Origin of the sequence: Winslowiella toletana (assembly GCF_032164335.1) — a bacterium.
Taxonomy (GTDB): Bacteria; Pseudomonadota; Gammaproteobacteria; order Enterobacterales; family Enterobacteriaceae; genus Erwinia; species Erwinia toletana_A.
On record NZ_CP134152.1, the window covers coordinates 551,200 to 564,662 of the forward strand.

Genomic DNA, 13,463 nt, shown 5'->3' on the forward strand with positions numbered 1-13,463 from the left:
TTTTCTTGCTGAATATTTTTAAGCTAAAGTGCAAACCCTCATTACCCAAGGAAAATCAGAATGAAGTTACACGCCAGAAACTCGGTTTTGGATCTCGCATATCCCCAGGTCATGGGCATTTTGAACGTCACACCAGACTCCTTTTCCGATGGCGGTAAGCATAATTCGCTGATTCACGCGCTGACCCATGCCAACGACATGATCAATGTCGGGGCCACGATTATTGATGTTGGCGGCGAGTCGACGCGTCCCGGTGCCGCAGAAGTCAGCGTGGAAGAAGAGCTGGAGCGCGTAGTACCGGTGGTTGAAGCGCTGGCGCAGCGTTTTGAAGTGTGGATCTCGGTTGATACTTCCAAGCCAGAAGTGATCCGTGAGTCAGCGCGAGCAGGCGCTCACATCATTAACGATATTCGCTCTTTGCAGGAGCCGGGCGCGCTGGAAGCCGCGGCGGAAACCGGGCTACCGGTTTGCCTGATGCATATGCAGGGTGATCCGCAATCGATGCAGCAATCGCCGCACTATCAGAGTGTGCTGGCAGACGTCGATGCATTTTTTGTGCAGCATATCGCGCGCTGTGAAGCGGCGGGTATTAAAAAAGAGCAATTGATTCTCGACCCGGGCTTTGGTTTCGGTAAGAATCTCTCTCACAATTATCAACTGCTGGCGCATCTGGCCGATCTGCATCATTTTGGTTTGCCATTATTAGTTGGAATGTCCCGTAAATCGATGATAGGACAGCTGCTGAATGTCGGACCATCGCAGCGATTGACCGGCAGTATTGCCTGCGCGGTGATTGCCGCCATGCAGGGCGCGCACATTGTGCGAGTACATGACGTTAAAGAAACCGTCGAGGCGATGCGAGTCGTCGAAGCGACACGATCAGCGAAGGAATAGTAACGCTATGAGTAATCGTAAGTATTTTGGTACCGATGGCATCCGCGGCAAAGTGGGCGAAACCCCGATTACCCCCGATTTTGTGCTGAAACTGGGCTGGGCGGCTGGCAAGGTGCTGGCGAGCCACGGCTCGAAAAAAATTATCATCGGTAAAGATACTCGCATCTCTGGTTATATGCTGGAGTCGGCGCTGGAAGCCGGGCTGTCAGCAGCAGGCCTGTCAGCCTCGTTCACCGGACCGATGCCAACCCCGGCAGTGGCTTACCTGACGCGTACTTTCCGTGCGGAAGCCGGTATCGTGATTTCGGCTTCACATAATCCCTTCGACGATAACGGCATTAAATTTTTCTCGATTGATGGCACCAAGCTGCCGGATGAAGTGGAAGAGGCGATTGAAGCCGAGATGGAAAAGCCTATCACCTGCGTCGAGTCAGCTGAACTGGGCCGCGCCAGCCGCATTGTTGACGCTGCCGGCCGTTATATCGAATTCTGCAAGGGTACTTTCCCGAGCGAGCTGAGCCTGAGCGGGCTTAAAATTGTGGTGGACTGCGCCAATGGTGCGACCTATCACATTGCGCCGAACGTGCTGCGAGAGCTGGGTGCAACGGTGATTGCCATCGGCTGTCAGCCGGACGGCATGAATATCAATAAAGAGTGCGGTGCGACCGATGTGCGCATGTTACAGGAACGCGTATTGGCAGAAAAAGCCGATATCGGCCTGGCGTACGACGGCGACGGCGACCGTATTATGATGGTCGACCACCTGGGTAACAAAGTCGATGGTGACCAGATTCTGTATATTATTGCGCGCGAAGGTCTGCGTCAGGGTCAGCTGAAGGGCGGTGTTGTCGGTACGCTGATGAGCAATATGGGTCTCGAGCTGGCGCTGAAGCAGCTGGGTATTCCGTTTGCCCGGGCGAAAGTCGGTGATCGTTATGTGCTGGAGAAATTGCAGGAGAAAGGCTGGCGTATCGGTGCTGAAAACTCTGGTCATGTGATCCTGCTGGATAAAACCACCACCGGCGACGGCATTGTGGCAGGTTTGCAAGTACTCACCGCTATGGTACGTAACCATATGACGCTGCACGATCTGTGCAGTGGCATGAAATTACTGCCGCAGATTCTGGTCAACGTGCGCTTTAGCGGCGCAACCGATCCACTGGAAGATGCGACGGTAAAAGCAGTCACGGCGGAAGTAGAGAAAGAGCTGGAAGGGCGTGGTCGCGTGCTGTTGCGTAAATCCGGCACTGAGCCACTGATTCGCGTGATGGTTGAAGGCGAAGATGAAACCCAGGTCACTACACTGGCACATCGTATCGCCGATGCGGTAAAAGCAGTCTGATTATGTAGCGGCGGCGTTCTCGCCGCCTGTGAAGAGGTTTGCACCTCAGCCCGTCTTCAGAACCGCCTTTAAACGGCTTGCCTGTAATCGGTTGATGCTTACCGGATAACTGCTCGTTTTTTCTGCTGAAATTGACAATATGGCGTTTTTTTCCGCAATCAGCTGGCGGCAATGAAATTGCGCTTGCGCGGACAAGGACCTTTGGTTAGTATTCACACCCGCTTCTGGTGGGTGTGATGACAACATCCATTTGACTGGTTTGAAGCTATTTATGTGCGGTTAGCGCGCAAGGAACAGGTTGATTATGTACGAAGCTCTTCTGGTAATTTTCCTTATTGTGGCACTGGGCCTTGTAGGTCTGATCATGCTGCAGCAAGGTAAAGGCGCGGATATGGGAGCCTCCTTCGGTGCAGGCGCTTCCGGTACTCTGTTTGGTTCAAGCGGTTCAGGCAACTTTATGACCCGTATGACCGCAGTGCTGGCTACCCTGTTCTTTATTATCAGCCTGGTTCTGGGTAACCTGAACAGCAATAAAACCACGAAAGGTAGCGAGTGGGATAATCTCACGCAGCCAGCTCAGTCTGAACAGACTGCGCCAGCGAAACCGGCAACGCCGAGCAGCGACATCCCGCAGTAAGCAGTAAAAAGTTACAATTTCGATGCGACAGAAATAAAAAAGTCGCCGTCTTAAAGTGCCGAGGTGGTGGAATTGGTAGACACGCTACCTTGAGGTGGTAGTGCCCGATTGGGCTTACGGGTTCAAGTCCCGTCCTCGGTACCAAATCTCAGAATTGCTTGCGTTAAGCGCAAGATCGGCGTAATATTCGCCACGTTTTCGGACGCGGGGTGGAGCAGCCTGGTAGCTCGTCGGGCTCATAACCCGAAGGTCGTCGGTTCAAATCCGGCCCCCGCAACCACTTTCCCTTAGAGTTCTTTTTCAAATATACTGTATGCATCTTACGGCGCATTTTCAGCGAGTTTTGAAAAAAATTCTTTTGGATTGTGTGCCGAGCCGCAATTGCGGCGTACAGGGTCCAGTCGCATTAAGCCCCGAATTTTCGGGGTTTTTTGTTATCAGGCTATCAAAACACTGGGCTATTAAGCCCTTTTTTTATGTCTTGGGGGTGGCTTTGTCCACATTAGAGCAAAAATTAACAGAGCTGATTTCGGCACCAGTAGAAGCGCTTGGCTACGAACTGGTCGGTATTGAGTTCGTTCGTGGTCGCACATCCACGCTGCGCATCTATATTGATAGCGAAGACGGTATCAACGTTGACGATTGTGCTGATGTCAGCCATCAGGTTAGTGCGGTAATGGACGTTGAAGATCCCATCACCGTTGCCTACAACCTTGAAGTCTCTTCACCGGGCCTTGAGCGCCCCCTGTTTACTGCAGCACATTACACGCAATTCATTGGCGAACAAGTCAGCCTGGTTTTGCGTATGGCCGTACAAAACCGCCGCAAATGGCAGGGCATCATTAAATCTGTTGAAGGTGAAATGATCACTGTTACCGTTGAGGGTAGCGATGAAGTGTTCGCGCTGAGTAATATCCAGAAAGCGAACCTGGTCCCCCACTTTTAAACGTCCGGATTGAGGCTAACCAGGATGAACAAAGAAATCTTAGCTGTTGTAGAGGCAGTTTCTAACGAAAAAGCCCTCCCGCGTGAGAAAATTTTCGAAGCGCTGGAGAGCGCGCTGGCCACTGCAACCAAGAAAAAATACGAACAAGAGATCGATGTTCGCGTTAGCATCGATCGGAAAAGCGGCGATTTTGATACTTTCCGTCGCTGGGTGATTGTGGATGAAGTTACACAACCGACCCGTGAAATCACGCTGGAAGCTGCACGTTACGAAGATGAAGCATTCAATCTCGGCGAGTTTGTTGAAGATCAGATTGAATCTGTCACTTTTGACCGCATTACTACTCAGACAGCGAAACAAGTTATCGTACAGAAAGTACGTGAAGCTGAGCGCGCGATGGTGGTTGATGCGTTCCGTCAGCACGAAGGTGAGATCATCACCGGTGTGGTGAAGAAAGTAAATCGTGACAACATCACCCTCGATCTGGGTAGCAATGCTGAAGCAGTCATTATCCGTGAAGATATGTTGCCACGTGAAAACTTCCGTCCGGGTGACCGCATTCGTGGCGTACTGTACGCTGTGCGTCCGGAAGCTCGCGGTGCTCAACTGTTTGTCAGCCGCTCTAAACCAGAGATGCTGATTGAACTGTTCCGCATTGAAGTGCCGGAAATCGGCGAAGAAGTGATTGAAATTAAAGCAGCCGCTCGCGATCCAGGTTCTCGTGCCAAGATCGCAGTGAAGACCAATGACAAGCGTATCGACCCGGTCGGTGCTTGTGTCGGCATGCGCGGTGCGCGTGTTCAGGCGGTATCCAGCGAATTAGGCGGTGAGCGTATTGATATCGTGCTATGGGACGACAACCCGGCACAGTTCGTTATCAATGCCATGGCCCCTGCTGATGTCGCGTCAATCGTGGTGGATGAAGATAATCACACCATGGATATCGCTGTTGAAGCCGGAAACCTGGCTCAGGCGATCGGCCGTAACGGCCAAAACGTGCGTCTGGCTTCTCAACTGAGTGGCTGGGAGCTGAACGTGATGACGGTCGACGACCTGCAGGCCAAACACCAGGCTGAAGCACATGCAGCCATCGACGTCTTTACCAAATATCTCGACATCGACGAAGATTTCGCCACCGTTCTGGTTGAAGAAGGCTTCTCCTCTTTGGAAGAGCTGGCTTATGTACCAATCAATGAACTGCTGGACATCGACGGCCTTGATGAAGATACGGTAGAAGCGCTGCGCGACCGTGCGAAAAATGCGTTGACCACCCTGGCACTGGCAAAAGAAGAGAGCCTTGGCGATAGCAAACCGGCAGATGATTTACTGAATCTGGAAGGTCTGGATCGCGCACTGGCGTTCAAACTGGCGGCGAAAGGTGTATGCACGCTGGAAGATCTTGCTGAGCAGGGTGTTGACGATCTGTCAGATATTGAAGGCCTCAGCGATGAGCGGGCCGGTGAGCTGATTATGGCTGCGCGCAATATCTGCTGGTTCGGTGACGACGCGTAATAACAGGAAGGAACAGCATGACAGATGTAACCGTAAAATCGCTGGCCGCAGAGATAGAGACTTCGGTAGAACGCCTGGTACAGCAATTCGCTGACGCAGGGATCCGTAAGTCTGAAACTGACTCTGTGACCCAGCAGGAAAAAGAAACCTTACTGACGCACCTGAATCGTGAGCACGGCAGCGTGTCAAGTAAGCTGACCCTGCAGCGCAAAACGCGCAGCACCTTGAATATTCCAGGCACCGGGGGTAAAAGTAAATCGGTGCAAATCGAAGTCCGCAAAAAGCGCACCTATGTGAAGGGCGAAACTGACGCTGAACAAGCGGAAGCAGAAGCGCAGGCACAGCGTGAAGCGGAAGAACAGGCTCGTGAGGCTGAAGAAAAAGCTAAACGTGAAGCAGCAGACAAAGCGAAACGTGAAGCCGAAGAGCAAGCCAAACGTGAAGCCGCCGACAAAGCAAGGCGCGAAGCAGCGGAAAAAGATAAAGTGAGCAATCAACCTACCGACGAAAAGACCCGGGCCAATCAATCAGATAAAGCCCGTCGCGAAGCCGAAGCCGCAGAGCTGAAGCGTAAAGCTGAAGAAGAAGCGCGCCGCAAGATCGAAGAAGACGCTAAGCGCGTAGCCGAAGAGGCCCGTAAAATGGCTGAAGAGAAAGGTGAAAGCTGGACCGTCGCGTCCGAAGAGCCGGAAGATACCTCCGATTACCACGTCACCACATCCACTCATGCCCGTCAGGCTGAAGATGAAAACGACCGTAAGGTTGAAGGTGAGCGTCGTAGCCGTCCGGTTAAAGCCGTACGTCAGAAGAAAGGCAACAAGCATTCTGAATCGAAAGCTGACCGCGAAGAAGCGCGCGCTCAGGTTCGCGGTGGTAAAGGCAAGCGTAAGCCTAGCTCGCTGCAGCAGGGCTTTAACAAGCCAGCGCAGGCGGTTAACCGTGATGTGATCATCGGCGAAACCGTGACCGTTGCCGAACTGGCCAATAAAATGGCAGTGAAAGGCTCCCTCGTCATCAAAGCGATGATGAAAATGGGCGCGATGGCGACTATCAACCAGGTTATCGACCAGGAAACTGCTCAGATGGTCGCGGAAGAAATGGGTCACAAAGTGACGCTGCGCCGCGAAAATGAGCTGGAAGAGGCGGTAATGGGCGACCGTGATACTGATGCTGCGCTGGAATCCCGCGCGCCAGTGGTCACCATTATGGGTCACGTTGACCATGGTAAAACCTCCTTGCTGGACTACATCCGTTCCACCAAAATCGCCTCTGGCGAAGCGGGCGGCATTACTCAGCATATCGGTGCTTACCACGTTGAAACCGAAAACGGTATGGTCACCTTCCTGGATACCCCAGGCCACGCCGCGTTTACCGCGATGCGTGCCCGTGGTGCTCAGGCAACTGACATCGTTATCCTGGTTGTTGCTGCGGACGACGGCGTGATGCCTCAGACCATCGAAGCTATTCAGCATGCGAAAGCAGCGAAAGTGCCGGTTGTGGTTGCGGTTAACAAAGTTGATAAGCCAGACGCCGATCCAGATCGCGTTAAAAACGAACTGACTCAGTACGGTATCATCCCGGAAGAGTGGGGCGGCGAGAACATGTTTGTTAACGTCTCCGCTAAAGCCGGTACCGGTATTGATGACCTGCTGAACGCAATCCTGCTGCAAGCTGAAGTTCTTGAACTGAAAGCTGTTCGTCAGGGTATGGCAAGCGGCGTAGTTATCGAATCCTTCCTTGATAAAGGTCGTGGTCCGGTTGCTACCGTACTGGTTCGTGAAGGTACGCTGAATAAAGGCGATATCGTGCTGTGCGGCTTTGAATATGGCCGTGTCCGTGCGATGCGTGACGAGTTAGGTCGCGAAGTGACCGAAGCTGGCCCGTCAATCCCGGTTGAGATCCTGGGTCTGTCAGGTGTTCCGGCCGCAGGTGATGAAGCAACTGTGGTGCGTGACGAGAAGAAAGCACGTGAAGTTGCGCTGTATCGTCAGGGCAAATTCCGCGAAGTTAAACTGGCTCGCCAGCAGAAATCTAAGCTGGAAAACATGTTCGCCAATATGACCGAAGGCGAAGTGTCCGAGCTGAACATCGTGCTGAAAGCCGACGTACAGGGTTCTGTCGAAGCGATTTCCGACTCGTTGCTGAAACTCTCCACCGACGAAGTGAAAGTGAAGATTGTTGGCTCCGGCGTAGGTGGTATCACCGAAACCGACGCGACTCTGGCTGCTGCGTCTAACGCAATTCTGGTTGGCTTTAACGTTCGTGCTGATGCCTCTGCGCGCCGCGTGATCGATTCTGAAAGTCTGGATCTGCGTTACTACTCCGTAATCTATAATCTGATTGACGAAGTGAAGCAGGCGATGAGCGGTATGCTGGCGCCTGAGTACAAACAGCAGATCATCGGTCTGGCTGAAGTACGTGACGTGTTCAAATCACCGAAATTTGGTGCTATCGCCGGTTGTATGGTCACCGAAGGTAACATCAAGCGTCACAACCCGATCCGTGTTCTGCGTGACAACGTGGTTATCTACGAAGGCGAGCTGGAGTCCCTGCGCCGCTTCAAAGATGACGTTAACGAAGTTCGTAACGGCATGGAATGTGGTATCGGCGTGAAGAACTATAACGATGTGCGCACTGGCGATATGATCGAAGTATTCGAAATTATCGAGATTCAACGCACCATCGATTAATAGTCACGCACGACGAGACTATTTTTTGGGAGGCCGCGTGCCTCCCTTATTATTTGGAGAATTAATTATGCCAAAAGAATTTGGTCGCCCGCAGCGTGTCTCCCAGGAGCTGCAAAAAGAGATCGCGATGATTTTACAGCGTGAGATCAAAGATCCTCGTCTGGGCATGATGGTTACCGTGTCTGGCGTCGAGCTTTCTCGCGACCTGGCTTATGCCAAAGTATTCGTTACCTTCCTGAATGACAAAGATGAAGAGGCGATTAAAGGCGGCCTGCGTGCGCTGGGTGATGCCGCTGGCTACATCCGTACCCTGCTGGGCAAAGCGATGCGTCTGCGCATCGTACCTGAGCTGACCTTCTTCTACGATAACTCGCTGGTCGAAGGGATGCGCATGTCTAACCTTGTCACTAACGTAGTGAAAAACGACGAACAGCGCCGTTCTTCTGCGGAAGAAGACAAGGAGGATTAATGAGTCGTCCTCGTCGTCGCGGTCGTGACATTCACGGTGTGCTGCTACTCGATAAGCCGCAGGGTTTGTCATCGAATGATGTGCTGCAGAAAGTAAAGCGCATCTTCAACGCTAACCGCGCAGGGCATACCGGTGCGCTGGATCCGCTGGCAACCGGCATGCTGCCGATCTGCCTTGGCGAAGCCACTAAGTTCTCCCAGTATCTGCTGGATTCAGACAAGCGTTATCGTGTGATCGCTCGCCTCGGCCAGCGCACTGATACTTCCGACGCCGATGGCGCGATAATCAGTGAACGTCCGGTGAGCTTTAACCAGCAGATGCTGGATGAAGCGCTCGACAGCTTCCGTGGGGAAACCCAGCAGGTGCCGTCGATGTATTCGGCGCTGAAATATCAGGGACGCAAGCTGTACGAGTATGCACGCGAAGGTATTGAAGTACCCCGCGAAGCGCGCAGCATTAAAGTGTATGAACTGCAGTTTATTCGCTGGGAAGGCGACGAGCTTGAGCTGGAAATCCACTGCTCGAAAGGCACGTATATTCGTACCATTATTGACGACCTCGGTGAAAAGCTCGGTTGCGGCGCGCATGTGATTATGCTGCGACGTCTGCAGGTGGCAACTTATCCGGTTGGCAATATGGTAACGCTGGAGCAACTGAATAGCTTGCTTGAGCAGGCGAATGCGGAAGGTGTCGCGCCGGGTGAAAAACTCGATGCGTTACTGATGCCCATGGACAGCCCGGCATCCGCTTTTCCTGAAGTGAACCTGCTGACCGTGGTCGCGGCTTATTTCAAGCAGGGTCAGCCGGTGCAGGCTTCCGGCGTGCCGGCCTCTGGCTTAGTGCGTGTGACCGAAGGTGAGGCGCGTAAGTTTATCGGCATGGCAGAAATTGATGACGATGGTCGCGTTGCGCCGCGTCGTCTGGTCGTGGAATATTCTGAGTGAGCCATTTGCCATCGTAACTGGCTCAGAGTAGAATGGCGCGGCTTTATACCAGCGTTTCTGACGCAGGTATAATCCTGGGTAGCTGAATTAGAGATCGGCGCCTGTACATTTATCTTATAATTTGGAGTTGTATTATGTCTCTAAGTGTTGAAACTAAAGCACAAATCGTTGCTGATTATGGTCGTGACGCTAACGACAGCGGTTCAACTGAAGTTCAGGTTGCTCTGCTGACTGCACAGATTAACCATCTGCAGGGTCACTTCTCTGAGCACAAAAAAGACCACCACAGCCGTCGCGGTCTGCTGCGTATGGTTTCTCAGCGTCGTAAGCTGCTGGATTACCTGAAGCGTAAAGATGTTGCACGTTACACCAGCCTGATCGAGCGTCTGGGTCTGCGTCGCTAAATCTTAGAATCTGTTCACAGGCGGTCATCGGCGTTAAACTGATGAAAGCACGGCTTGATGAACAGATTCGTGCGAGTTTCGTTAAAAGGGGGCCTTTACGGCCCCTTTTTTCGAGCAATCGGCAGCAATATTGCTCAAACTAATGTATTGTTGCTGAGTGTGATCTTTAGTTGCAGAGGTTCGCGCGGCTAATGAGAGGCTTTATCCAACGAGGCGTGGATTAAAGGTTGTCATTAGTCGCGAGGATGCAAATAAAGATTAAAAATCCACGGCAGAGCACGATGAAAGTGCCTGCTTTGCGTAAAGGATATTATTTTGCTGAACCCGATCGTACGTAAATTCCAATATGGTCAGCATACCGTTACCCTTGAAACCGGTATGATGGCGCGCCAGGCAACGGCTGCCGTAATGGTAAGCATGGACGACACCGCAGTGTTCGTCACCGTTGTTGGTCGTAAACAAGCTAAACCAGGTCAGGACTTCTTCCCGCTGACGGTTAACTATCAGGAGCGTACTTACGCTGCTGGTCGTATCCCGGGTAGTTTCTTCCGTCGTGAAGGCCGTCCAAGCGAAGGCGAAACCCTGATCTCCCGTCTGATTGACCGTCCGGTTCGTCCGCTGTTCCCGGAAGGTTTCGTCAATGAAGTACAGGTTATCGCTACCGTGGTTTCCGTTAACCCACAGGTTAACCCGGATATCGTGGCAATGATTGGTGCCTCTGCTGCACTGAGCCTGTCTGGTCTGCCGTTCAATGGTCCAATCGGTGCCGCGCGCGTCGGTTATATCAACGATCAGTACGTTCTGAACCCAACCAGCGACGAAGTTAAAGAAAGCAAACTGGACCTGGTAGTTGCTGGTACTCAGGGCGCAGTATTGATGGTTGAGTCTGAAGCCGATGTGCTGAGTGAAGAGCAGATGCTGGGCGCAGTGGTGTTCGGCCACGAGCAGCAGCAGATTGTTATTGAAAACATTAACTCACTGGTTGCTGAAGCAGGCAAACCACGTTGGGACTGGCAGCCAGAAGCAGTGAACGAAGCGCTGACTGCGCGCATCGCTGCACTGTCTGAATCTCGCCTGAGCGATGCTTACCGCATCACTGAGAAACAAGAACGCTACGAAAAAGTTGGCGTGATCAAGTCTGAAGCCACCGCAGCACTGCTGGCAGAAGATGAGACGCTGGACGAAGGCGAAATCAGCGACATTCTGCACGCTATCGAGAAAAACGTTGTGCGTAGCCGTGTTCTGAACGGTGAGCCGCGTATCGATGGCCGTGAGAAAGACATGATCCGTGGTCTGGATGTGCGTACTGGCGTGCTGCCACGTACTCACGGTTCCGCACTGTTCACCCGTGGTGAAACTCAGGCACTGGTTACCGCGACTCTGGGTACTGCCCGTGATGCGCAGAACCTGGATGAGCTGATGGGCGAGCGCACCGACAGCTTCCTGTTCCACTACAACTTCCCTCCGTACTCGGTGGGTGAGACCGGTATGGTCGGTTCTCCTAAGCGTCGTGAAATTGGTCACGGTCGCCTGGCGAAACGCGGCGTGCTGGCAATGATGCCGAAACCAGAAGACTTCCCGTACACCGTACGTGTTGTGTCTGAAATCACCGAATCTAACGGTTCTTCATCAATGGCTTCCGTTTGTGGTGCTTCACTGGCACTGATGGACGCAGGCGTACCGATCAAAGCCGCTGTTGCGGGTATCGCGATGGGCCTGGTGAAAGAAGGTGAGAAGTTTGTCGTTCTGTCTGACATCCTCGGTGACGAAGATCACCTCGGCGACATGGACTTCAAAGTAGCCGGTAGCCGTGACGGTATCACCGCGCTGCAAATGGATATTAAAATTGAAGGCATTACCCGCGAAATCATGCAGGAAGCGCTGAATCAGGCCAAAGGTGCACGTCTGCACATTCTGGGCGTGATGGAGCAGGCTATCAGCACACCGCGTGGCGATATTTCTCAGTTTGCACCACGTATTCACACCATCAAGATCAGTCCGGACAAGATCAAAGATGTTATCGGTAAAGGCGGCTCGGTCATTCGTGCGCTGACCGAAGAAACCGGCACCACCATTGAAATTGAAGATGATGGCACCGTGAAGATCGCAGCAACCGACGGTGAAAAAGCGAAATACGCTATCCGTCGTATCGAAGAGATCACTGCTGAGATCGAAGTTGGCCGTATCTACAATGGTAAAGTGACCCGTATTGTCGACTTCGGTGCCTTCGTGGCCATCGGTGGCGGTAAAGAAGGTCTGGTACACATTTCTCAGATCGCTGATAAGCGCGTTGAGAAAGTGACCGACTACCTGCAGATGGGTCAGGAAGTTCCGGTTAAAGTACTGGAAGTTGATCGTCAGGGCCGCGTGCGCCTGAGCATTAAAGAAGCGACAGAACAGCAGCAGCCTGAAGCTGCTGCAGCGAATCCTGAAGCTGAATAACGATCGACCACTGAGCTCTCCATGTGCGCATGGAGAGCTGTTTCATCGCGAGGGCGGGAAACCTCGTGCACGGCAGGCGGATGGCAGGATGTACATCCCAGTGTTTGTTTTCGGGAGTGGGAAATGAAGCCTTTTTTGCGCTGGTGTTTGGTTGCGACAGCTATATCGCTGGCAGGATGCAGCAACTCTGATTGGCGTAAGAACGCGGTTTTGGCCGTTCCGCTGCAACCCACATTGCAACAGGAAGTCATCCTGGCGCGCATGGAACAAATACTTGCCAGTCGGGCATTAACAGATGATGAACGCGCACAGCTGTTATATGAGCGCGGAGTGTTGTATGATAGTTTAGGTTTGAGAGCATTAGCGCGAAATGATTTTTCACAAGCGTTAGCGATCAGACCGGATATGCCGGAAGTATTCAATTACTTAGGCATATATTTAACGCAGGCTGGCAACTTTGATGCCGCCTATGAAGCGTTTGATTCTGTACTTGAGCTTGATCCAACTTACAACTATGCGCATTTAAATCGTGGCATCGCCCTGTATTACGGTGGTCGATTCCCGCTAGCGCAAGATGATCTGCTGGCGTTTTATCAAGACGATCCTAACGATCCTTTCCGTAGCTTGTGGCTCTATCTCGCAGAACGTGAGATGGATGCAGACAACGCGAAAGTAACGCTACAAAAGCGTCACGACAAATCGGATAAGGAACAATGGGGATGGAATATTGTCGAGTTCTACCTTGGCGACATCAGTGAAAAAACGCTGATGGAACGTCTCAAGGCGGACGCAACGGATAACACCTCGCTCGCTGAACATCTCAGTGAAACCAACTTCTATTTAGGTAAGTACTACCTAAGTCTGGGGGAGAAGGACAACGCAGAAGCGTTGTTCAAACTGGCGGTTGCTAACAACGTAAATAACTTCGTTGAGCACCGATACGCATTGTTGGAGCTGGCGCTACTCGGCCAGACACAAGACGATTTATCAGAATCTGACCAGCAATAGCTGACGAACTTTCTTTGCCTGAATTTCTGAAATGTCATCATCTTAGCGGATGAGGGCTTTTTTGTTCGTCGAAACCACTAATTTGAGCCGGTTCACACTTTTTGATGAAAATGATTGAAAATTTTCACGACGAGTTATGTAGACTGGCCGCCGCAATATAAGAGGCTTGTGTACT

At 52.2% G+C, this 13,463-nt stretch carries 12 protein-coding genes and 2 tRNA genes; all 14 read left to right on the forward strand.

The features are described 5' to 3' along the window. The first annotated feature begins 60 nt into the window (after nt 1-60). The 14 genes from folP to yrbN all read left to right on the forward strand — a co-directional run bounded on the left by folP (nt 61) and on the right by yrbN (nt 13,449). On the forward strand, nt 61-894 hold the full coding sequence (gene folP, locus RIN69_RS02575) for a dihydropteroate synthase (RefSeq protein WP_313855362.1): 834 nt from the start codon (nt 61-63) through the stop codon (nt 892-894). A gap of 7 nt (nt 895-901) precedes the next feature. Further along, a complete protein-coding gene (glmM, locus tag RIN69_RS02580) occupies nt 902-2,236 on the forward strand; it encodes a phosphoglucosamine mutase (RefSeq protein ID WP_313855363.1) in 1,335 nt (444 codons plus the stop codon). A 304-nt stretch (nt 2,237-2,540) separates the two neighbouring features. Beyond that, nucleotides 2,541-2,873 (forward strand): preprotein translocase subunit SecG, encoded by a 333-nt coding sequence (gene secG / locus RIN69_RS02585; protein WP_052898298.1) that lies wholly within the window; start codon nt 2,541-2,543, stop codon nt 2,871-2,873. Between the two features lie 57 nt (nt 2,874-2,930). Then, a tRNA-Leu gene (locus RIN69_RS02590) sits at nt 2,931-3,017 on the forward strand. Nucleotides 3,018-3,076: 59 nt separating this feature from the next. Continuing rightward, nucleotides 3,077-3,153, forward strand: a tRNA-Met gene (locus tag RIN69_RS02595). 213 nt (nt 3,154-3,366) lie between these two features. Continuing rightward, nucleotides 3,367-3,819 carry a ribosome maturation factor RimP gene (rimP, locus tag RIN69_RS02600; RefSeq protein WP_052898376.1) on the forward strand — a complete coding sequence of 151 codons (453 nt, stop codon included), beginning with the start codon at nt 3,367-3,369 and terminating at the stop codon, nt 3,817-3,819. 24 nt (nt 3,820-3,843) lie between these two features. Next, nucleotides 3,844-5,331 carry a transcription termination factor NusA gene (gene nusA / locus RIN69_RS02605; protein WP_313855364.1) on the forward strand — a complete coding sequence of 496 codons (1,488 nt, stop codon included), beginning with the start codon at nt 3,844-3,846 and terminating at the stop codon, nt 5,329-5,331. A 17-nt stretch (nt 5,332-5,348) separates the two neighbouring features. Further along, the gene (infB, locus tag RIN69_RS02610) at nt 5,349-8,021 is read left to right on the forward strand and encodes a translation initiation factor IF-2 (RefSeq protein WP_313855365.1); all 2,673 of its coding nucleotides are present in this window, start codon (nt 5,349-5,351) and stop codon (nt 8,019-8,021) included. Between the two features lie 67 nt (nt 8,022-8,088). After that, nucleotides 8,089-8,490, forward strand: a complete 402-nt coding sequence (rbfA, locus tag RIN69_RS02615; RefSeq protein ID WP_052898304.1) for a 30S ribosome-binding factor RbfA — start codon at nt 8,089-8,091, stop codon at nt 8,488-8,490. Then, nucleotides 8,490-9,434 (forward strand): tRNA pseudouridine(55) synthase TruB, encoded by a 945-nt coding sequence (gene truB / locus RIN69_RS02620; RefSeq protein ID WP_313855366.1) that lies wholly within the window; start codon nt 8,490-8,492, stop codon nt 9,432-9,434. Before rbfA ends, truB begins: the two co-directional genes overlap by 1 nt. A gap of 134 nt (nt 9,435-9,568) precedes the next feature. Next, entirely contained in the window at nt 9,569-9,838 is a 270-nt protein-coding gene (gene rpsO, locus RIN69_RS02625; RefSeq protein ID WP_024966694.1) for a 30S ribosomal protein S15, read from the forward strand. 315 nt (nt 9,839-10,153) lie between these two features. Continuing rightward, entirely contained in the window at nt 10,154-12,280 is a 2,127-nt protein-coding gene (pnp, locus tag RIN69_RS02630) for a polyribonucleotide nucleotidyltransferase (RefSeq protein WP_313855368.1), read from the forward strand. Nucleotides 12,281-12,403: 123 nt separating this feature from the next. Beyond that, entirely contained in the window at nt 12,404-13,288 is an 885-nt protein-coding gene (gene nlpI / locus RIN69_RS02635) for a lipoprotein NlpI (protein ID WP_313855369.1), read from the forward strand. Nucleotides 13,289-13,392: 104 nt separating this feature from the next. After that, on the forward strand, nt 13,393-13,449 hold the full coding sequence (gene yrbN / locus RIN69_RS22890) for a protein YrbN (RefSeq protein ID WP_156322019.1): 57 nt from the start codon (nt 13,393-13,395) through the stop codon (nt 13,447-13,449). Nucleotides 13,450-13,463 lie beyond the last annotated feature (14 nt).